Source organism: Nesterenkonia sp. LB17 (genome assembly GCF_022565915.1).
Classification (GTDB): Bacteria; Actinomycetota; Actinomycetes; order Actinomycetales; family Micrococcaceae; genus Nesterenkonia.
This window is the reverse complement of the sequence record NZ_JAJOYX010000002.1, coordinates 272,993-292,841: the sequence shown is the minus strand read 5'-3', so window position 1 is coordinate 292,841 and position 19,849 is coordinate 272,993. Positions and strand designations below refer to the sequence as shown.

General features: G+C 67.4%; 19 protein-coding genes. 12 read left to right on the top strand and 7 right to left on the bottom strand.

The features are described 5' to 3' along the window. The first annotated feature begins 90 nt into the window (after positions 1 to 90). The 7 genes from LTH96_RS05155 (at position 91) to LTH96_RS05125 (ending at position 8,015) form a co-directional block, all read left to right on the top strand. Positions 91 to 1,476, top strand: coding sequence for a deoxyribodipyrimidine photo-lyase (locus tag LTH96_RS05155; protein WP_241464682.1), 1,386 nt, complete (start codon positions 91 to 93; stop codon positions 1,474 to 1,476). A 281-nt stretch (positions 1,477 to 1,757) separates the two neighbouring features. After that, positions 1,758 to 3,101, top strand: coding sequence for a DEAD/DEAH box helicase (locus tag LTH96_RS05150; protein WP_342357737.1), 1,344 nt, complete (start codon positions 1,758 to 1,760; stop codon positions 3,099 to 3,101). A gap of 124 nt (positions 3,102 to 3,225) precedes the next feature. Further along, on the top strand, positions 3,226 to 4,371 hold the full coding sequence (locus LTH96_RS05145; RefSeq protein ID WP_241464681.1) for a PP2C family protein-serine/threonine phosphatase: 1,146 nt from the start codon (positions 3,226 to 3,228) through the stop codon (positions 4,369 to 4,371). 77 nt (positions 4,372 to 4,448) lie between these two features. After that, complete coding sequence (locus tag LTH96_RS05140) at positions 4,449 to 6,326, top strand: glycosyltransferase (RefSeq protein WP_241465083.1); 1,878 nt, start codon at positions 4,449 to 4,451, stop codon at positions 6,324 to 6,326. Continuing rightward, positions 6,323 to 6,655, top strand: a complete 333-nt coding sequence (locus LTH96_RS05135) for an STAS domain-containing protein (RefSeq protein ID WP_241464680.1) — start codon at positions 6,323 to 6,325, stop codon at positions 6,653 to 6,655. The genes LTH96_RS05140 and LTH96_RS05135 overlap by 4 nt, the downstream gene beginning before the upstream one ends. Next, entirely contained in the window at positions 6,648 to 7,064 is a 417-nt protein-coding gene (locus LTH96_RS05130; protein WP_241464679.1) for an ATP-binding protein, read from the top strand. Before LTH96_RS05135 ends, LTH96_RS05130 begins: the two co-directional genes overlap by 8 nt. A gap of 207 nt (positions 7,065 to 7,271) precedes the next feature. Next, positions 7,272 to 8,015, top strand: coding sequence for an MBL fold metallo-hydrolase (locus tag LTH96_RS05125; RefSeq protein ID WP_241464678.1), 744 nt, complete (start codon positions 7,272 to 7,274; stop codon positions 8,013 to 8,015). 33 nt (positions 8,016 to 8,048) lie between these two features. Here LTH96_RS05125 and LTH96_RS05120 read toward each other — a convergent pair whose 3' ends face one another. Next, complete coding sequence (locus tag LTH96_RS05120) at positions 8,049 to 8,591, bottom strand: TetR/AcrR family transcriptional regulator (protein WP_241464677.1); 543 nt, start codon at positions 8,589 to 8,591, stop codon at positions 8,049 to 8,051. Between the two features lie 108 nt (positions 8,592 to 8,699). Here LTH96_RS05120 and LTH96_RS05115 point away from each other — a divergent pair, with 108 nt between their 5' ends. Both LTH96_RS05115 and LTH96_RS05110 read left to right on the top strand, forming a co-directional pair. Continuing rightward, positions 8,700 to 10,259, top strand: a complete 1,560-nt coding sequence (locus tag LTH96_RS05115; protein WP_241464676.1) for an APC family permease — start codon at positions 8,700 to 8,702, stop codon at positions 10,257 to 10,259. Next, entirely contained in the window at positions 10,259 to 11,491 is a 1,233-nt protein-coding gene (locus tag LTH96_RS05110; RefSeq protein ID WP_241464675.1) for a saccharopine dehydrogenase family protein, read from the top strand. Before LTH96_RS05115 ends, LTH96_RS05110 begins: the two co-directional genes overlap by 1 nt. Positions 11,492 to 11,528: 37 nt before the next feature. Here LTH96_RS05110 and LTH96_RS05105 read toward each other — a convergent pair whose 3' ends face one another. Next, on the bottom strand, positions 11,529 to 12,086 hold the full coding sequence (locus tag LTH96_RS05105) for a flavin reductase family protein (RefSeq protein ID WP_241464674.1): 558 nt from the start codon (positions 12,084 to 12,086) through the stop codon (positions 11,529 to 11,531). 107 nt (positions 12,087 to 12,193) lie between these two features. On the opposite strand from LTH96_RS05105, the gene LTH96_RS05100 reads away from it, so the two are divergent. Continuing rightward, entirely contained in the window at positions 12,194 to 13,717 is a 1,524-nt protein-coding gene (locus tag LTH96_RS05100; protein ID WP_241464673.1) for an acetyl-CoA hydrolase/transferase family protein, read from the top strand. Beyond that, positions 13,714 to 15,108: an ASCH domain-containing protein gene (locus tag LTH96_RS05090; RefSeq protein WP_370644392.1), complete on the top strand. Its 1,395-nt coding sequence runs from the start codon at positions 13,714 to 13,716 to the stop codon at positions 15,106 to 15,108. The genes LTH96_RS05100 and LTH96_RS05090 overlap by 4 nt, the downstream gene beginning before the upstream one ends. Here the strand turns inward: LTH96_RS05090 and LTH96_RS05085 are convergent. The 4 genes from LTH96_RS05085 to LTH96_RS05070 form a co-directional block, all read right to left on the bottom strand. Next, on the bottom strand, positions 15,101 to 15,475 hold the full coding sequence (locus LTH96_RS05085) for a hypothetical protein (protein WP_241464672.1): 375 nt from the start codon (positions 15,473 to 15,475) through the stop codon (positions 15,101 to 15,103). The two genes, LTH96_RS05090 and LTH96_RS05085, sit on opposite strands and share 8 nt — an antisense overlap. A gap of 5 nt (positions 15,476 to 15,480) precedes the next feature. After that, complete coding sequence (locus LTH96_RS05080) at positions 15,481 to 16,128, bottom strand: hypothetical protein (RefSeq protein WP_241464671.1); 648 nt, start codon at positions 16,126 to 16,128, stop codon at positions 15,481 to 15,483. 148 nt (positions 16,129 to 16,276) lie between these two features. Then, on the bottom strand, positions 16,277 to 17,161 hold the full coding sequence (locus LTH96_RS05075; protein ID WP_241464670.1) for an EamA family transporter: 885 nt from the start codon (positions 17,159 to 17,161) through the stop codon (positions 16,277 to 16,279). Continuing rightward, on the bottom strand, positions 17,158 to 17,589 hold the full coding sequence (locus tag LTH96_RS05070) for an RDD family protein (RefSeq protein WP_241464669.1): 432 nt from the start codon (positions 17,587 to 17,589) through the stop codon (positions 17,158 to 17,160). The genes LTH96_RS05075 and LTH96_RS05070 overlap by 4 nt, the downstream gene beginning before the upstream one ends. Before the next feature lie 238 nt (positions 17,590 to 17,827). Between LTH96_RS05070 and glnA the strand changes: the two genes are divergently transcribed. Beyond that, positions 17,828 to 19,252 (top strand): type I glutamate--ammonia ligase, encoded by a 1,425-nt coding sequence (gene glnA / locus LTH96_RS05065; RefSeq protein ID WP_241464668.1) that lies wholly within the window; start codon positions 17,828 to 17,830, stop codon positions 19,250 to 19,252. A gap of 128 nt (positions 19,253 to 19,380) precedes the next feature. Here the strand turns inward: glnA and LTH96_RS05060 are convergent, their stop codons facing one another. After that, the gene (locus LTH96_RS05060) at positions 19,381 to 19,812 is read right to left on the bottom strand and encodes a VOC family protein (protein ID WP_241464667.1); all 432 of its coding nucleotides are present in this window, start codon (positions 19,810 to 19,812) and stop codon (positions 19,381 to 19,383) included. Positions 19,813 to 19,849 lie beyond the last annotated feature (37 nt).

Sequence of the window (19,849 nt, the reverse complement as noted above, 5' to 3'; positions counted from 1 at the left end):
TTCACCAGCTCAGTTGACGCGCGGGTTCCCCTGCTACTGTGCCAGCCAGGACGGCCGCTCGCGCGGCGACGCTTCCCCGAAAGGGCCCTGATGACCCGCACGCTCCTCTGGTTCCGCGACGACCTGCGCACCGCAGACCATGAAGCACTGCTCACCGCCTGCCAGCGCGCGGAGAACCCGGGCGACGTCGTCGCACTCTATCTCTTGGACGAGGTGAGCCCGGGGGTGCGCCCGCTGGGCGGGGCGGTGAAGTGGTGGCTGCACCACGCACTGGAGTCGCTTGCGACCGATCTCGCCGAACTGGGCATCCCGCTTCTGCTGCGCGCGGGAGACCCTGCCGAGATCCTGCCCGCTCTGGCACAGGAGCTCGGCGCGCAGAGGGTGCAGTGGTCGCGGCGCTACGGCGGTCCCGAGCGCGCGGTGGACGCCGGGATCAAGGCGGCGCTGCCCGAGCATGGAATCGAGGTGGAGAGCTTCAACGCCTCGCTGCTGCATGAGCCGTGGACCGTGGAGACCAACACCGGTGGCCCGTACAAGGTCTACACCCCCTTCTGGAAGCAGATCAGCGTCCGCGACCCCGGCACCCCGCATGCCCGCCCCGCCGCGCTGGGCACGCTCGAAGATGCGGCAGCCGCACTCCCCACCCTGGCCCTGGGCGCCGGGAACCTCGAGGACTGGGAGCTGCTTCCCACCCGACCGGACTGGGCCGGTGGTCTGCGCGAGAACTGGACCCCCACCGAGGCCGGGGGCCACGAGCGGCTGCGCGAGTTCCTGGCACATCAGGTCCAGGACTACGACGACGCCCGGGATGCCCCTGCCGGGGACGGCACCTCGCGAATCTCGCCCTATCTGCGCTTCGGGCAGCTCAGCCCGCGCCAGGTGTGGGACGCCGCACACCAGCAGACCGAGGAGGCGGTGGACAAGTTCCTCTCCGAGATCGGCTGGCGCGAGTTCTGCTGGCACCTGCTCTTCCACTTCCCGCAGCTGCCGCACACCAATCTGCGCGCCCAGTTCGACGCCTACCCCTGGAAGTCCCGCCGCGACGCGCCCGAGGACTTCCATGCCTGGGCCACGGGGCAGACCGGGTTTCCCTGGGTGGACGCCGGCCAGCGGCAGCTCTGGAAGACCGGGCATATGCACAACCGGGTACGGATGGCCTCGGCGAGCCTGCTGATCAAGAACCTGGGCATCGACTGGCGCGAGGGCGAGGCCTGGTTCTGGGACACGCTGGTGGACGCCGATTCCGCCTCCAACCCGGCGAACTGGCAGTGGGTGGCCGGCTGCGGCATGGACGCCGCCCCGTACTTCCGGATCTTCAACCCGGAGCGCCAGCGGGAGCGCTTCGACCCCAGGGGCACCTACGTCAGCGCCTGGATCCCGGAGCTGGACTCCCCCGAGTACGCGGCCCCGATCGTGGACCTCAAGGCCTCGCGCGAGGAGGCGCTGGAGCACTACAGCCAGATCAGCGGGAAGTGATCGGCGCTCCCATGGGGTAGAGTGATGAGTCTGGTGCCCACCTCGTGTGGTTGCCTGCGTCGTAAGAACGCCTTGATCAACGGGGCCGTGTTTTCCACCGGCCCACGTTTCAGCAGTGATTTTCTCGCGGCGACCGAGTGCATCAACCGATGCCTTCGCCCTTTGCCAGACCAGTCCCAGGCGGGTACCCCCTTGCCTTCTCTGCGTCTGGCGCTTTCCGAAAGGCTCCCGCCATTTCTGAGACCCAGACCTTCGCCGACCTCAACGTTCCCGCACCGCTGGTGCGCGCTCTCGCTGCAGACGGCAAGATTGACGCTTTCGCCATCCAGGAACAGACCCTGGCCGACACGCTGAACGGACGCGACGTCCTCGGCCGCGGCAAGACCGGCTCCGGCAAGACCCTCGCCTTCTCCATCCCGATGGTCGCCCGCCTCGGCGAGAAGGACGCGGCCAAGCGCCGCCGTCCGGGCCGCCCGCTGGGCCTGATCCTGGCTCCGACCCGCGAGCTGGCCACCCAGATCAACGCGGTGCTCGAGCCCCTGGCGGCCTCGTACAACCTCAAGACCACCACGATCTTCGGCGGCGTCACCGCTTCACGCCAGATCAACGCGCTGAAGTCCGGCGTGGACATCGTCGTGGCCTGCCCCGGCCGCCTCGAGGACCTGCTGAACCAGCGCGCCCTGAGCCTCGAGTCAGTCGAGATCACCGTGCTGGACGAGGCCGACCACATGGCCGACCTCGGCTTCCTCCCGGTGGTCACCCGGCTGCTGGAGAAGACCGACCCCAAGGGCCAGCGGCTCTTCTTCTCCGCCACCCTGGACAACGGTGTGGACAAGCTCGTCAAGCGCTTCCTGAACAACCAGGTGCTGCACTCCGTGGATGAGGCCACCTCCCACGTCTCCGCGATGACCCACCACGTCTTCGAGGTCCACAACGACGACAAGCGTGACCTGGTGAAGCAGCTGGCCTCCGGCACCGGACGCCGCATCCTCTTCACCCGCACCAAGCACCAGGCGAAGAAGCTGGCCAAGCAGCTCACCGATCAGGGCACACCCGCGGTGGACCTGCACGGCAACCTCTCCCAGTCCCAGCGTGACCGCAACCTCGCCGCCTTCGGCGAGGGCGACATCAAGGTCCTGGTCGCCACCGACGTCGCAGCCCGCGGCGTGCACGTGGACTCGGTGGAGCTCGTGGTCCACGTGGATCCGCCGGCCGAGCACAAGGCATACCTGCACCGCTCGGGTCGCACCGCCCGCGCCGGCAGCGCCGGCGACGTGGTCACCGTGATGCTTCCGGAGCAGCGCCGCGACACCCAGGCGCTGCTGCGCAAGGCAGCCATCGCCGTGCACCCGATCCGGGTCAACTCCGAGTCCGAGGCCGTGAGCGAACTCGTCGGTGCCACCGCCGATTTCGTCAAGCCTGCCCCGCGCGCTCCTGTCCAGCAGCAGCAGCCCCGCCGTCGTCCAGGGACCTCCGCGCCTCGCGGCGGCGGCCCAGCACGCGGCGGTCGCGGCGGCTCCGGCGGCCCAGCACGCAGCGGCCAGGCCGGACCCGCCCGCGGCGGTCGCCCCTCGGGACGCAGCGGCGCAGGCTCAGCAGGACGGTCCCCGCGCCCCGCACGCTGAGAACACCGCACGATGACACCTGAATGACAACACCGCAGATGGGTGGGCCCTAGGGCCCGCCCATCTGTGCATTAGGCTGATCCTAAGCAGCTGCTGTACGCGAGCTTAGGAGGAGCTGAAAATCTTGGACGAAGAGAGTCGACAAAGTGCGCTCGACGCCCTGAAGGTCCTCGACACTCCGCCCGACGAACGTGTGGACCGGATCACCCGTCTGGCCCAGCAGATCTTCGGCGTCCCCATGGTCAGCGTCAATCTCCTCGACCGAGATCGCCAGTGGCGCAAGTCGGAGATCGGCCTCGGCGTGAGAGAGGTGCCCCGGGCCGACGCGTTCTGTGAGGCCACGATCGCCCAGACCGGCACCCTCGTCATCGAGGATGCCGCCCAGGACGCGTTCTACGCCTCCAACCCCTTCGTCCTGGGTGATCCGCACCTCCGGTTCTATGCCGGACACCCGCTGCAGGCACCCTGCGGCGAACATGTGGGCACCCTCTGCATGCTCGACACCGAGCCGCGGACCCTCGATGCGAGCCAGCGCGACCTCCTGAAGGACCTCGCCGTCTGGGTCCAGACCGAACTCGCCCAGCAGCAGGAGCTGGACCACGCCGCCGTCGTCCAGCGCGCGCTGACCCCGCGAGACCTCCCGCAGCCTGACGGCTACACCGTCACAGCCGGCTCTGCCCCGGCCGGCAGCGTCTCCGGGGACTTCCACGACGTGAGGCTGCGAGATGATCAGCTCCGCATCACCCTCGCCGATGTGATGGGCAAAGGCACCGGGGCCGGCATCATCGCATCCGCCGTGCGCGCCTCGATGCGCACTGCCCCTGAACGTTCACTGCTCACCACCGTGGCCGAGATCGACTCGATCCTCGAACACGACATCGGCGACCTGCACATGTTCGTCACCCTCTTCTGCGCCGACGTCGACACCCGCACCGGAGTCGTCAGCTATGTCGACGGTGGGCACAGCCTGAGCTTCATCCTGCGCGCCGATGGCACCTGGGAGCACCTGAACTCCACCGGACTGCCGCTGGCCATGGGCATGGGAGACGCCCACGGACTGGGCACGGTGCAGCTGAATCCCGGAGACGCCCTCATGAGCTGCAGCGACGGCCTGCTGGACCTCCTGGACCTGGAGGATCCCTTTGGCCAGGTGGATGAGATCCTCGCCGAATATGGGATCGACGGTGCCGTGAAAGAGGCCCTGCGCCGCGCCCTCGCGGTCAAGGCCGCCGATGATGTCACTGTGCTCGTGGTCAGGAGAGATTCTTGACTCGTCGTCTGATCCTGATCCGGGTCTTCGCGGTCCTCGCGGTGCTGACCGGGGTCAACTACCTCACCTGGCGCTGGATGGAATCCCTCAACTGGGACGCCTGGTGGATCGCGGTGCCGCTGGTCATCGCCGAGACCTACAGCCTGATCGACACCTTCCTCTTCGCCACGACCATGTGGCGGGCCAAGGAACGGTCCGGCCCCGAGTCCCCTCCCACCGGCACCGTGGACGTCTTCATCACCACCTACAACGAACCCGTCGCCATGGTCATGGCCACCGCGCGGGCCGCGAAGAACATCGCCTATCCGCACGAGACCTTCGTCCTCGACGACGGCGACCGCCCGGAGATGGCCGCGGCAGCCCGGGCCGAGGGCCTGGGCTACATCACCCGGTCGGCAGACTGGACCGACAAGCCCCGCCACGCGAAGGCCGGGAACCTCAACAACGCCTTGTTCGAGACCGACGGCGAGTTCCTGCTGATCCTCGACGCCGATCAGATTCCGGACCCGCTGATCCTGCACCGCACCCTGGGCTACTTCGCCGACGAAGAACGGGTCGCCCTGGTGCAGACCCCGCAGTGGTTCATCAATGTGGACGAGGCAGACCCGCTGGGCAGCCAGGCGCCGCTGTTCTACGGACCGATCCAGCAGGGCAAGGATGGCTGGAACGCCGCCTTCTTCTGCGGATCCAATGCCGTGCTGCGCCGCGAGGCGCTGATGCAGCTCGGCATCGTCGGCTATGTGCGCGAGCTCGAGGACTCCACTCGTCGGACGCTGCGCGCGGCTGAGCGGCTGCTCGCCCGCGAAGCAGGCCGCCACCGGGCCATGCCCGAGCTACACAAGGAGCTCACGCGTCTGCGCGAAGAGGTCACCGGAGCCAGGTTCGTCGTCTCCGCCGGCGAACCGATCGCTGACGTCACCCACCAGCTCCGCACCCAGATCGACGCCGCCTCCCGCCGGCTGGTCAAGAACGACATGGACCTGATGGCCGAGGACCTCGCCGCGATCCACGCGATGCCGGTCCAGCGCGACGCCGAACGAGACGTGGTCGTCGTCGATGAGGTCGGCCTGGACGCGCTGACCACCCGTGAGCTCTCTCCGCTGGCCGCCGTGAAGTCCGTCGGAGCTCTGGTGGATGCGCTGCGCGTCGACCGCCCCGGCGAGGCCCAGCCGATCCAGCCGCTGGCCACCATCTCGGTGACCGAGGACATGGCCACCGCGATGCAGCTGCACAGCATGGGATGGCGAAGCGCCTACCACCACGAGATCCTCGCCCGGGGACTGGCGCCGGAGGACCTGCAGACCATGCTCAAGCAGCGCCTGCGCTGGGCGCAGGGCACGATGCAGGTTTTCCTGCGTGACAACCCCATGGCCAAACGGGGACTCTCCGCCGGTCAGCGGCTGATGTACTTCGGCACCATGTGGAGCTACCTCGCCGGATTCGCCGCGATCGTCTACCTCTCCGCACCGATCATCTACCTGATGTTCGGAGTCATGCCGGTGACCGCTTGGAGCGGCGACTTCTTCGCCCGCTTCCTGCCGTACTTCCTGATCAATCAGCTGTTCTTCCTGATCGTGTCACGCGGGATCCGCACCTGGCGCGGCCAGCAGTACTCGCTGGCGCTCTTTCCCGTCTGGATCCGCGCGTGCACGTCGTCCTTCGCCAATGTGGTCTTCAAGAAGCCGCTGAGCTTCGTGGTCACCCGCAAGGACGGTCGTGTGGGCGGCTCCCTGCCGCTGCGCGAGGTCTGGCCCCAGCTCACCGCGATCGCACTGTTGATCATCGCGCTGATCACCGGAGTCGTGCGGGTCCTGATGGGCACCGCCGATGGCACCGGCACGTTGGTCAACATCGTCTGGGTGGCCTATTCGCTGGCCGCGCTGAGCGTCGTCATCCAAGCCCTTCGCTATAAGGGCCCTGCAGCACACGCCGAAGAGGCAGAAGGAGCATCATGAATCTCAACGTCACCACCCATACACGGCATGCCGTCGTGCGCCCCGAAGGTCGGCTCACCGCCTCGGGTGCACCCCGGCTCAAGCAGGCGATCAAGAAGCTCATCGATGAGGGCAGCCCGCGCATCGTGGTGGACCTGGCCCAGACCGAGTTCATCGACTCCTCCGGGCTGGGCGCCCTGATCGGCGGATTGAAGGCTGCGCGGCTCGCCGAGGGTGATCTGCGGCTCGCCGCCGCCAGTGAATCCGTCAAGAGCATCCTGAGGCTCACGAGCCTCGATCGAGTCCTGCGCGACCACCCCACCGTCGAGGCGGCGTTCGGCGATGGGTGATGGGATCTCGCGGGTCTCCTTGACCGGCACCGCCGAGCTGACCTTCGTGGACCAGGTGCTGGACGCGTTGGAGCGGCTCTGCCGCGCGGCCGATGGCATCTCCGAGGAGGATCGCACCTTCTTCTCGCTGGCGGTCAGCGAGATCGCCACCAACATCGTCACCCACTCAGGCTGTGAGGGCGACGCCGAGGTCACCGTCATCGCGGATCTGACGGTCGACGACGCCGCGCTGTCCGCCCGTTTCCAGGACGACGCCGCACCGGTCGCCGTCGCGCTCGAAGAGGCCGAGCTTCCCGATGAGCTGGCCGAGTCTGGCCGCGGCCTGGCGATCGCGAAGATGGCCCTGGACCAGCTCAGCCACGAGGTCAACAATGGACACATCTGGACACTGGTCAGAAAGCGCCGCTGAGGAGCCGCACACACAGGCCCGCTCTCGCCCCGCCTTGAGGGACTGCTCGATGCGCTGCCGGTGAATCCTGGACTCCGGGGGCTCGAGATCGGCGGGGGCCGGGTGTCGCCGCCAGAGAGGTGGCGCAGCTGACCCGCGTCACGCTTGACCAACCCCCGTGTGGACACCCAGGATTGTCGGAACCCCCACGGATCGGAACCCCAGCTCATGATCGAATATGGCGTCGCCCCTGGCATCCACCTCGTGTCGCAGGCGAATGTGAACTGCTACGTCGTGGAGGCGGAGGACGGCATCACCCTGATCGATGCCGGGCTGCCCCGGATGTGGCACGAGGTCATGGAGGTGCTCAAGACGCGCCAGCGGCTCCCCTATGAGATCAAGGCGTTGGTGCTGACCCACGGTCACTTCGATCACCTGGGGTTCGCGCTGCGAGCCCAGCAGAGCCTGGGGATCCCGGTCATCGTTCATCACGACGACGCATGGCTGGCGGCCAACCCCTACCGCTACGCGACCGAACGAAACCGGCTGCTCTACCCGCTGGGCCACCCTCGATCGTTGCCGCTGCTGGGCCGGATGGCGGCCTCCGGAGCACTGGCCGTCAAAGGGGTCCACGGAGTCCAGCTGATGACGGCAGGGTCCGTGCTCGAGGTGCCAGGCTTTCCGGTCCCGGTGCACACCCCGGGTCACACCGACGGACACTGCATCCTGCATCTCCCGGACCGCCGGGCGGTCTTCACCGGAGACGCGCTGGTGACCCTGGACCCCTACACCGGTCAGACCGGTCCGCAGATCGTCGCGGGGGCGGCCACCAAGGACACGGCGCAGGCGATCAGCTCTCTGGACGCGATCGCACTCACCGAAGCCGACCACCTGCTGCCCGGCCACGGAGCGGTGTGGTCCGACGGCGCGGAGGCCGCAGTGGAGGCCGCCCGCAAGGTCGGTCGGCACTGAATCGGGCCGCCACAGAGAGCGTGTTCAATCGTCTCAGTATTCGATCGTCCCGATCAGACCGACGATCCGGTCGATCGTGGCCGGATCGGTTTCCGAAGGCATGGCGCCGGTGCCGGTGAGCGAGGCGTTGAAGTAGATCCCGTCCCCCAGCAGCATCACCAGGTGGACCATGTCTTCGTTTCCCACGGCGTCCATCAACACGTCGAACCATTGGGTGCGGCATCTGGCGAGGAGTTCGTTGGCCTCCGGATGCGACCCCTGGGCCAGGCGGGTGACCGCCATGTTGCAGCGTTCCAGCGGACTTTCGACGTCGAGTGAGCTCTTGACGTAGTAATCGGCAGCCTGTGCAGGTTCCGCACGCATCACCGCCAGATCGGCCTCCACCAGGCTCTGCAGCCGATCAAACAGCGCAGCCGCCAGCTCGTCCTTGGACTTGAAGTGGTAGGTCAGCCCACCCTTGGAGACGCCCGCGCGCTGGGCGATGGCTTCAAGGGTGGCGCTGCGTTCGCCGTCGGACACCAGGATGTCCTGGTACGCGTCAATCAGCCGCTGAACGGTGCTCGGAGCATGACCCATGAGAGCGAGTGTAGGGCCTACCCGAAAAACCGACTAGTCGGTATAGTGACGTGCGTTACATCGCTTCGGGTCGCCGACGCCGACCCGGCCGGACATCGGAGGAGCACCATGAGCCATGCCACCCTCGGGAAGAATCCCCGCGGCTCGCGGTCGGGCCAGGGGAAGGGCCTCTCCACCGGCACACTCGGCGTCTGGGGATCGGTGGTCATCGGGCTCGCGTCTACGGCCCCGGTCTATTCGCTGGCGGCCTCCCTCGGATTTGTGGTCCTCGCGGTCGGAGCACAGGCGCCCATCGCGTTCATCCTGGCGTTCATTCCCATGCTGTTCATCGCCTTCGCCTACCGAGAGCTCAACCGCGAAATCCCCGACTGCGGCACGTCCTTCACCTGGGCCACGAAGGCATTCGGCCCGTGGGTGGGCTGGATGGCCGGCTGGGGTGTGGCCGTCGCGGGCATCATCGTGCTCGCCAATCTGGCGCAGATCGCCGGGATCTACCTCTGGCTGCTGATCGGTGACGGGTCCCTCGCCGAGAACTCCCTGCTGGTGACCGCCACCGGGGTCTTCTTCATCGCCTCCATGACATACGTCAGTTACCGCGGGGTCGAAATCGGCGCGAAGCTCCAGAACGTCCTCCTGGGGATCCAGTACCTCGCGCTGGGCCTGTTTGTGGTGTTCTCGCTGATCGGGATCGCCAATGGATCCGCCGAGAACGCCACCACGCCGTCGTTGGACTGGTTCAACCCGTTCGCCTTCGAGAGCATCGAGGGCTTCACCGAGGCGGTGCTGCTGGCCCTGTTCATCTACTGGGGCTGGGACGCCTGCCTGGCCCTGAACGAGGAGACCCGCGATGCCCGTCGCATTCCCGGCCTGGCCGCCCTGATCTCCACGGTGCTGCTCCTCATCACCTATGTGGGGGTGACCGTCGCAGCGATGATGTACGCCGGGGTGGGCGAGGCAGGGGTCGGCCTCGGGAACGAGGGCAACGCTGAGGACGTGTTCTTCGCGCTGAAGGATGTCGTCCTCGGCCCTGCCGCCTGGCTGCTGGTGGTGGCGGTGCTCGTCTCTGCTGTCTCCTCGACCCAGACCACCATCCTGCCCACCGCCCGGGGCACCCTGTCCATGGCCGTCTACCAGGCGCTCCCGCGCCGGTTCAGCACGGTGCACCAGCGGTTCAAGACCCCCTCCTTCTCCACGCTGGTCATGGGAGTGGCAGGGATCGGGTTCTACGTGGTGATGACGCTGATCAGCGAGAACATTCTGGCTGATTCGATTCTGTCGCTCGGATTGGCGATCGCCTTCTACTACGCCATCACCGGGTACGCCTGCGTCTGGTACTTCCGCCGGGAGCTGTTCACCTCCCGCCACAGCTTCATCTTCCGCTTCCTGCTCCCCCTGCTGGGCGCACTGCTGCTGACCGCGGCGTTCATCAAGTCAGCGATCGACATGGCCGACGTCGACTACGGGTACAGCGTGCTCCTCGGCGTCGGCGGCACCTTCGTCGTCGGCATCGGTTCCCTGGCCCTGGGCCTCGTGCTGATGCTGCTCTGGCGGACCCGATCCGGGTCGCTGCCGTTCTTCCGCGGGGAGAGCCTGAACGCCGACACCGCCGTGCTGGTGCCCGACTCCCCCACTGACGACCGACGCTCAATCGATGGAGGCTTGACCTGATGCGCATTCTCATTGTCGGAGCCGGCGGCGTGGGATCCGCCGCCGTCCGGATCGCGGTCCGCCGCACGTTCTTCGACCTGCTGGTGGTCGCGGACTACGACCCCGCCCGGCCCCAGGCCCTGGTGGGATCCCTCGACGACGACCGCTTGGTGGCCACGCAGGTGGACGCCTCATCGGCGGAGGCGGTGGCCGCCGTCGTCCGCGAATACGGGATCACCCATGTGCTCAACGCTGTGGATCCGCGGTTCGTGATGCCGATCTTCGATGGCTGCTTCGCCGCGGGGTCGACCTACCTCGACATGGCGATGAGCCTGTCGGTCAAGCACCCGGAGGAGCCGTACTCGAAGACCGGGGTGATGCTGGGAGATGAACAGTTTGCCCTGGCCCAGCAGTGGGAGGACGCCGGACGGCTCGCTCTGGTGGGAATGGGCGTGGAGCCGGGATTGTCGGACGTCTTTGCCCGCTACGCCGAGGATGAGCTGTTCAGCTCGATAGATGAGCTGGGCGTGCGTGACGGCGCCAACCTCGTTGTGGCAGGAGCCGATGGCGAGCCGGCGTTCGCGCCTTCCTTCTCGATCTGGACCACGATCGAGGAGTGTCTGAACCCCCCGGTGATCTTTGAACGTGAAACCGGCTGGTACACCACCGAGCCGTTCAGTGAAATGGAGGTCTTCCACTTCCCCGAAGGGATCGGGGAGGTGGAGTGTGTCAACGTGGAGCACGAGGAGGTCATCCTCATGCCGCGCTGGACCAAGGCCCGGAGGGTGACTTTCAAGTACGGGCTCGGCGACGAGTTCATCGACGTGCTCAAGACCTTGCACAAGCTTGGACTCGACTCCACCGACCCGCTGATGGTGAAGGGAGTGCCGGTGTCGCCGCGCGACGTCGTCGCAGCGGCACTGCCCGATCCCGCCACCCTGGGCGACCGGATGACGGGAAAGACCTGCGCAGGCCTGTATGTGACGGGGGTCGGCAAAGACGGTGACCCCCGGGCCGTGTACCTGTATCACGTGGTGGACAACGAATGGTCGATGGCCGAGTTCGGCTCGCAGGCGGTGGTGTGGCAGACGGCGGTGAATCCTGTGATCGCTCTGGAGCTGCTCGCGAAGGGAACCTGGCAGGGCACCGGCGTCCTGGGTCCGGAGGCCTTCGACTCCCGGCCGTTTCTGGAGCTGCTCGCCGCAGACGCGCCGGTCGGCTACGGGTCACCGTGGGGACTTGAGGAGCGCTAGGCCGACCCACCCTGTCGCTGCGACTCATGGAGCGGCTCTAGTTCGTGAAGTACTTCCACTTCGTCATCTCGTCGCTGAGGTCGTGCAGCTCGCCATTGGTGGAGAAGGTCCCGTTGCCGCGGTGGTGGAACTCCGGGGTGGGTGCAGCGTCGGGTCTGATCCATGCCGCGGTGGTGCGCAGCAGCCACAGCGAGTAGTCCTCCACCAGCGAGTCGTCCTCGACCTTGCACTCGATGTTGGCCACACACTCGCCGATCAGCGGCGCCGCGACGCTCACTCCGGGCACTCGGGTCAGTCCGAAGTGCTCCCACTTGTCGAGGTCGTCGCCGGAGCAGTTGCCCAGCTGCACCGTGGTGCGCATCAGCTCGGCGCCGGGAATGCCGATCACGCATTGCCGGGTGGACTGCAGCGTCGCGAAGCTGGCGTCCCAGGTGCCCACGATCACTGCCAGGATCCCGTCGTGGCGGACCGGCATGTTGAACGCGTTGGTCATGATGTTGTCCCGGACACCGTCGGAGGTGGAGATCAACACCGTGGGTCCTGGCTCGATCAGCCGGTAGGTGTCTCGGACCGGATAGGGCACGAATCCATTCATAGTGCGTCCTCCCACTTGAGATGCAGGGATGAACCTGCGTCGTGTCACCCAGCCTAGCGCCAGGCCCCGAATCCCGGCAGGGCCAGCGGTCGCCTAGGCTGGGGTGAATGAACGCTGTTCCAAGTCGAATCACCTGTCCCACGCTGGCCGCCAAGGTCACCTCCGCCGTTGACGCCGCCACCCACATCAATGACGGCGACCGGGTCGGGATGAGCGGATTCACCGGCGCCGGATACCCCAAAGCGGTCCCAGCAGCGCTGGCGGAGCGGGCCAAGGACGCCCACGACCGTGGCGAGGAGTTCGGCATCGACCTCTGGACCGGTGCCTCCACCGCGCCTGAGCTCGACGGCGTGCTCGCCGAGGCCCGCGCCGTCCGCCGTCGGCTGCCCTTCCAGTCAGATCCCACCATGCGTGAGGCCATCAACACCGGCGAGACCGAGTACGTCGACACCCACCTGAGCCACTCCGCCCAGCAGGCCTGGTTCGGCTTCTACGGCAAGCTCAACGTCGCCGTCATCGAGGTCGCCGCGATCCTGCCCAACGGACTTCTGGTCCCGGGCAGCTCGGTGGGCAACAACAAGACCTGGCTGCAGCTGGCGGACAAGGTCATCCTGGAGGTCAATGACTGGCATCCGCGAGCCTACGAGGGCTTCCACGACATCTATTACGGGACCAAGCTGCCCCCGGAGCGCCGCCCGCTCCAGCTGACCGACCCGATGCAGCGCATCGGAGATCCCTACCTGCGCGTGGACCCGGAGAAGGTGGTCGCGGTGGTCAAGACCGACGCGCCGGACCGGAACCTGCCCTTCAAGCCCGCCGATGAGCAGTCCAAGGCCATGGCCGCGCACGTGGTGGACTTCCTGCGCTACGAGATCAAGCAGGGGCGGCTGCCGGAGAACCTGCTGCCGCTGCAGTCAGGGATCGGCAACGTCGCGAACGCGATGATGGCCGAGCTCGCGCACAGCGAGTTCGAGGATCTGCTGGCCTACACCGAGGTCATCCAGGACGGCATGCTGGACCTGATCGACACAGGGAAGCTGACCGCGGTCTCCGCGACCTCCTTCTCGCTCTCCGCCGAGCGCGCCGCGCAGTTCAACGCCCGCGCTGCGGAGTACAAGGGCCGGATCCTGCTGCGCACCCAGGAGGTCTCCAACCACCCGGAGGCCATCCGACGGCTCGGCGTGATCTCGATCAACGGCATGGTCGAGGCGGACATCTACGGCAACGTGAACTCCACCCACGTCATGGGCAGCTCCATCATCAACGGCATCGGCGGCTCCGGCGACTTCGCGCGCAACGCCTACCTGAACTTCTTCGTCTCCGGCTCGACGGCCAAGGAGGGCGCGATCTCCGCGATCGTGCCGTTCGCCAGCCACATCGACCACACCGAACATGACACCCAGATCCTGGTCACCGAACAGGGACTGGCGGACCTGCGCGGCCTCTCCCCCGCGGCCCGCGCCCGCACCATCATCCGCAACTGCGCCCACCCGGACTTCCAGGACCTGCTCCAGGACTACTTCGACCGCGCAGTGGCCCAGAACGTCCGCGGACGGCACACCCCTCACCTGTTGGGCGAGGCGCTGAGCTGGCACGGGAACTACCAGCGCACCGGAAGCATGAAGCCGTGACACCTCAACAGACCCTGACTCCGCAACAGATCAACTCCCTGCCTGCGATGGACCTCGCCTCCGGGGAGCTGCGCGCGCGCCTCACCGGCGCCGTCATCACCGGGGTCAAGACGATGACCACCAGCCTGCACCGCTCCTACGTCGCCGACGCCGATCCGCTGCCGACGCCCGGGCTCCAGCGGCTGCTGGGCGTCGAGGATGAGAACCTCGGCGTCGTCGAGGTGGTTCAGGTGTCCCTGGTGCCGCTGGGTGAGATCACCCAGGTGGTCGCCCGCGGAGAAGGTGAGGGCTACGCCTCCGTGGCGGCCTGGCGTGAAGCACATGAAGATTTCTGGCGCAGCACCGGCGAAAGCGGCGACGGCGGGTCGCAGAAGCCGGGCCTGGGCGAGGATGAGCTCATCGTCGTCGAGCGGTTCCGCTGGCTTCCCGAACACAGCCTGGTCCCCACGCCGCGGCCGCGCCGGGTCGGGATCGTGGTCACCGACGACTACCCGCTGGCCCCTGACCGGGACACCGATCCGCTGATCGCTGCGCTGCAGCGGCTGGGCATCTTCGCGGAGCCGGTCATCTGGCACCGCTGGGAACCGGCCCCGGAGTACGACCTGCTGGTCATCCGCACCCCCTGGGACTACCCTGCCCGCGCGCAGGCGTTCCTGGGGTGGTTGGAGCGGGCGCAGGCGCAGGTCCGCGTGCTCAACAGCCCCGAGCTGATCCGCTGGAACCTCGACAAGGTCTACCTGCGCGAGCTCGAAGCCCAGGGGCTCGCCAGCGTCCCCACCAGTTGGGCCGACGACGACGACGCGCTTCGCCGCGGGCTGGCCGAGCACGGCGATGGCTGGGTGGTCATCAAACCCACCATCTCCGCCGGCTCCTTCGACACCGAGCTGCTGCGCGCGGACTCCGCGGGGGCGGTCACCCTGGGGGAGCGGATCCTCGCCCGCGGCCTCACCGTGATGATCCAGCCCGAGGTTCCCGAGCTCAGTGAGGGCCGGGAGAAGGCGCTCTATTTCATCGATGGCCACCATACGCACACGATCTCCAAGGGCGCGCTGCTGGCCCGTGGCGGGGGTCTGCGCGGCGGCACCTATCTGGAGGACCCGCAGCTGGTGCAGGCCTCGGCCGACGAGGTCAGCTTCGGAGAGCGGGCGCTGGCCGCCGCGGCCCGGGCGACGGCGACGAAGACCACCGAGACCGAGCTGCCGCTCTACGGCCGGATCGATCTGGTCCGATCCGCCGAGCATGGGACGGTGCTGCTCGAGGCGGAGCTGTTCGAACCGGCGCTGAACCTTCACCGCGCGCCCTGGGCCGCCGATGAGCTGGCTCGCGCCATCGATCACCGGCTGGCGGTCGGCGCGGAGTCGCCGAGTGGAAGGGGCCGATCGATCAGCTGATCGCTCGGATCACGGCCAGACCGATCAGGCCCAGCGCTCCGGACCAGATATAGCTGGCCAGGGTGCCGATGATGAACCGCTCGGTGGCCTTTGCGCGCTGGTCAGCCTGCCAGGAGCGCAGCTCTGGGTAGCGGCCCAGGCCCTTGACGGCGAGCACCACCGCGATGGCTTCGGGGTAGCCGCCGAAGACCGCGCCGGTGATCGCGAGTCGTTCCAGGATCCCGATCCAGGTGCCCCCGCGCAGGATGCCCGGACCATAGCCCTCAGGTTCCACCCGACGCAGCAGCCAGCCCACCAGCACCGCGCCCAGGAATGCCGAGAGGGCGAGAGCGAGCAGCACCACCGCGGTGATCGCGAGCCATGTCATGGGTGTCAGTCCTCCTGGTCCTGGGGCGGGGCGACCTTCCAGCTGCCTTCCCCGGCGGCGGCGGAGATCAGGGCCGCCGCCACGGGACGGCTGCGCCGCTCCTCCTCAAGCATCGCAGAGCGCGCGCGCTGGCTGACCGCTGACACGGTGATGCCCAGCTCTGCGGCGATCTGGGCCCGGGTCAGTCCCTGCTCCGTGAGGTCGCTGACCTCCCAGCCGGTGTCCGCGCGGCGTCGCACCACCCCGCCGAGCAGCTGCAGCACCGCAGTGGCGGCCACCGCTGCCTCCGGGTGATCACCCTGGACCACCAGCGGGACGGGTTCGGTGCGGCTGCGGGCACGCTCCACGGCGTAGCGGGCCTGGATGAAGGCGCTCCCGGAGCTGGCCCGGGCGCTGGCGCCGAGCGGATGCTCCACGGCTCCGGCCCCGATGCCCACGGCCCACTGTTCGGTGCGACACAGGGTCAGCGCGAGATCCACCGCGGCCTCCGCGCTGCCCAGCAAGATCTGGACCTCATCGCCCACGGTGCGTTCCAGCGGCAGCACGATCTGAGCCTCCCACCGGGCGTTCCAGGGCGCGAGCTCAGCGAGGAGCTCGTCCACCCGCTCCCCCATCTCGGTGCTGCGATGCTGATCAGCGGTGACGACGAACATAGATGCAGGCTACAGCCTTCAAAAGCTACTTTCAAGGCTACAACCTGGAAACAGATTGCATTGAGGGGCGGATTCTCCGATCACCTGGACCCGAAGACGCCCTCACCACCCGGAGGCTCCGCCCCGCAACGCGAAGGTGCGCCGCTTCTCAACGAGAGGGGAGGCGCCGGGATGGGCCGCTGAGCGTGAGTGCGTTGCTCAGCACCACCAGCACGATGCCGGCCCAGGCCACCAGCGGAAGGTGCTGCGCGAGGAAGCCTGCCCCGATCAGCGCCGCAAAGAGCGGGTGCAGAGACATGCCGAGGCCGAACACCACCGGGCTGATGTGACGCAGCACGATCAGGTCCAGCGAGTAGGGCACCGCGGAGGCCAGCACCCCGGCGACGGCGGCGAACAGGAAGGCCTCCAGCGGCGGCTGCATGTGCCACACGATCACGGCAGCGATCGGCAGCAGCCCCAGCGCCGAGATCGCGGTGCCGACGGCGACCCCCTGGACGCCCTCCAGGCGCTGACCCACGACCCTGTTGGTCAGGATATAACCGGCCCAACAACCTGCCGCGAGCACGGCGAAGCCCAGTCCGAGCAGGTCGCTGGTGGGTCCGGGTCGAGTCAGCAGGACCACCCCGGTCAGCGCCATCAGCGCGCAGAGCCCGTCGCGGGGGCGCCGCGAGGAGAGCACGGCGACGGCGAGCGGACCGAGGAACTCGATGGTCACCGCCGTGCCCAGGCCCACCCGCTCCAGGGCTGCGTAGAGCGCGGTGTTCATCCCGGCGAAGAAGAAGGCCAGCAGCAGCACCGGCGACCACTGGCTGCGGGTGAAGCGCCAGAACTTCGGGCGGGCGATCGAGAGCAGAACGGTGGCGGCGACCAGCTGACGGGCCGCGACCACACCGACCGGGGTGAGGCTGCTGAAGGCCAGCGATCCGACGGCGGCGCCGGACTGGGTGCTCAGCGCGCTGGCACAGATGACTGCCAGGCCGCGGCCGGGGTGATCGGCGAGTCGGCTCACCCGCGCGGGTCCGGGGGCACTCACATGCGCAGCTGGACGGTGCCTGCCGCCCGATCGTGGGCTCCGCGACCGTCGGCGCCGATGAGGATCACCGGCAGGAGCAGGAGCAGCAGGAGCGTGCGGACCGTGGACCAGATCGGTCCCGGGACGTTCTGGCCGCGGACCACCTGGATCCGCATCAGCCGCTTGCCGATCGTGACACCGAGCAGGCCGATCAGGATGATGTGGCTGGCCACGAAGATCCCAAAGGTCACCAGCTCGTCGCCGCCGAAGAAGGCCATCGAGATCAGGGTGGCGATCCCCCAGTCGATGAACAGGGCCAGGATGCGTCGACTCCAGGGCGCCATGCTGCCGGGCCCAGACTCCGGCAGGCCCAGGTGTTCACCGGCCCACCGAGGCTCTCCGGAGTCCGCCGCGGAGCCGCTGGGGGATGCGCCGTCGCTCTTCGCCACAGATCTCCTTCTGCCTCGGATATGAGAGAGTGATGTAGAACATGTGGCCGTGCGAGCACGGCCCCGGTCAGTCTATTCCTTCCACCGGGGACGCCTTGTCACAGGCCCATGAGCAACTTAAGTTACATGACGGAAACATTTGCGTGATGGCCGGGAAATGCCCGGCCCATAGCGTGGGACCGAGCGTTCACCCCAGTTACGCACGCAAGCCCAGACACCTGACGAGGAGCACGGACGTATGTTCAAAAGCCCTGACGAAGTTCTGAAGTACATCGAGAAAGAGGATGTCGTATTCGTCGACGTCCGCTTCACCGACCTTCCCGGCCTTCAGCACCACTTCAACCTCCCGGCAAAGACCGTTGACCTCGACTTCTTCGAGAACGGACAGCTCTTCGACGGCTCCTCCATCCGCGGGTTCCAGGGCATCGCCGAGTCTGACATGCAGCTCATCCCCGATGTGACCACCGCGTACATCGATGAGTACCGCGTGGAGAAGACCCTCGTGATGACGTTCTCGATCGTCAACCCGCGCACCGGCGAGCCCTACGCCCGTGACCCCCGCGGCGTCGCCCAGAAGGCCGAGGAGTACCTCGAGGCCTCAGGCATCGCTGACACCGCATTCTTCGCCGCCGAGGCCGAGTTCTTCCTCTTCGACGATGTGAAGTGGCAGTCCAGCCCGGACACCTCCTTCTACTCCCTCGACTCCGATGAGGCTTCCTGGCAGTCCTCCGAGGAGATCCCGGGCGGCAACCTCGGTCACAAGATGGCCACCAAGGGCGGCTACTTCCCGGTCAGCCCCCAGGACAAGAGCGCCGATCTGCGCGATGCGATCTGCGTGGCCCTGGACGCCGTCGGCCTGGAGGTCGAGCGCTCCCACCACGAGGTCGGTGGCCCCGGTCAGCAGGAGATCAACTACAAGTTCAACACGTTGACCCACGCCGCAGATGACCTGATGAAGTTCAAGTACATCGTGAAGAACACCGCGGATCAGTTCGGCAAGTCGGCTACCTTCATGCCCAAGCCGATCTTCGGTGAGAACGGCTCCGGCATGCACTGCCACCAGTCGCTGTGGACCGACGGCACCCCGCTGTTCTTCGACGAGAAGGGCTACGCGAACCTCTCCGACACCGCCCGCTGGTACATCGGTGGTCTGCTCAAGCACGCCTCGGCCGTGCTGGCCTTCACCAACCCGACGGTGAACTCCTATAAGCGCCTGGTCAAGGGCTATGAGGCCCCGGTCAACATGGTCTACTCGCAGGGCAACCGCTCCGCCGCGATCCGCATCCCGATCACCGGAGCGAACCCGAAGGCCAAGCGGCTTGAGTTCCGCGCACCGGATCCCTCCTCCAACCCCTACCTGGCCTTCGCGGCGCAGCTGATGGCTGGCCTGGACGGAATCCGCAACCGGATCGAGCCCGCAGATCCGATCGACAAGGACCTCTACGAGCTGCCCGCCGAAGAGGCCGCCAGCATCCAGAAGGCTCCCGGCTCGCTGGAAGAGGCCCTGCTGGCACTCGAGGCTGACCACGAGTTCCTGCTCGAGGGCGGCGTCTTCACCGAGGACCTGGTCAAGGCCTGGGTCGAATACAAGCGCGAAGAAGAGATCGCACCGCTGAACCTGCGGCTGAACCCGTACGAGTTCGAGCTCTACTACTCGGTCTGATCACTCACCGAGCCTGAACAGCAAGCGGCCCCGCACCGAGTCATCGGTGAGGGGCCGCTTGCTGTGTCCGGGCATCCTGCGTCCGGGACTTGTTCGCCCGGGACAGGCGTGTTGGAGAGGGCGGGACATCAGCCCAGGGGCGCGGTGAGCTCCAGGTTGATCCCGTCGGGATCCTGGAAGGAGAGGATCGCGAGCCCGGTGTCGTGCAGGTCGTTGATCTCGCCATGTTCGATGCCGGCCCCGGCCAGCGCCTGGGCGGCGTCCTGGAGCGCGGCGCGAGAGTCCACGGCGAAGCTCAGGTGATCGAGTCCTGTGGTGTCGGCGTTGAACGAGGCCTCCCCCACCGGCCGAAGACCCACCAGCGTGCCCTGAGGCGTCTGGTAGATGACGCCGCCGTAGAACTGTTCCTGAGAGGCAAGGACCGCGGGGTCATCGGCGTGGGCCGAGGTGTCCACCACGGAGGGCCAGCCGAAGACCTGGTCGTAGAACGCCTTTGATCGCGCGATGTCGGTGACGGTGAGCCGGACATGTGCCAACCCATTGCTGTTGATGAGAGCCATGGCCTCACCGTAACCCGGACACCCTTACCTGACCAGC

Excerpts from the sequence above, each read along its gene's own strand:
- LTH96_RS05060 (WP_241464667.1), bottom strand. The coding sequence starts at position 19,812 with ATGGCTCTCATCAACAGCAATGGGTTGGCACATGTCCGGCTCACCGTC.
- LTH96_RS05130 (WP_241464679.1), top strand. The coding sequence starts at position 6,648 with ATGGGTGATGGGATCTCGCGGGTCTCCTTGACCGGCACCGCCGAGCTG.
- LTH96_RS05085 (WP_241464672.1), bottom strand. The coding sequence starts at position 15,475 with ATGACATGGCTCGCGATCACCGCGGTGGTGCTGCTCGCTCTCGCCCTC.
- LTH96_RS05155 (WP_241464682.1), top strand. The coding sequence starts at position 91 with ATGACCCGCACGCTCCTCTGGTTCCGCGACGACCTGCGCACCGCAGAC.
- LTH96_RS05115 (WP_241464676.1), top strand. The coding sequence starts at position 8,700 with ATGAGCCATGCCACCCTCGGGAAGAATCCCCGCGGCTCGCGGTCGGGC.
- LTH96_RS05120 (WP_241464677.1), bottom strand. The coding sequence starts at position 8,591 with ATGGGTCATGCTCCGAGCACCGTTCAGCGGCTGATTGACGCGTACCAG.
- LTH96_RS05105 (WP_241464674.1), bottom strand. The coding sequence starts at position 12,086 with ATGAATGGATTCGTGCCCTATCCGGTCCGAGACACCTACCGGCTGATC.
- LTH96_RS05100 (WP_241464673.1), top strand. The coding sequence starts at position 12,194 with ATGAACGCTGTTCCAAGTCGAATCACCTGTCCCACGCTGGCCGCCAAG.
- LTH96_RS05135 (WP_241464680.1), top strand. The coding sequence starts at position 6,323 with ATGAATCTCAACGTCACCACCCATACACGGCATGCCGTCGTGCGCCCC.
- LTH96_RS05125 (WP_241464678.1), top strand. The coding sequence starts at position 7,272 with ATGATCGAATATGGCGTCGCCCCTGGCATCCACCTCGTGTCGCAGGCG.
- LTH96_RS05140 (WP_241465083.1), top strand. The coding sequence starts at position 4,449 with ATGGAATCCCTCAACTGGGACGCCTGGTGGATCGCGGTGCCGCTGGTC.
- glnA (WP_241464668.1), top strand. The coding sequence starts at position 17,828 with ATGTTCAAAAGCCCTGACGAAGTTCTGAAGTACATCGAGAAAGAGGAT.
- LTH96_RS05080 (WP_241464671.1), bottom strand. The coding sequence starts at position 16,128 with ATGTTCGTCGTCACCGCTGATCAGCATCGCAGCACCGAGATGGGGGAG.
- LTH96_RS05110 (WP_241464675.1), top strand. The coding sequence starts at position 10,259 with ATGCGCATTCTCATTGTCGGAGCCGGCGGCGTGGGATCCGCCGCCGTC.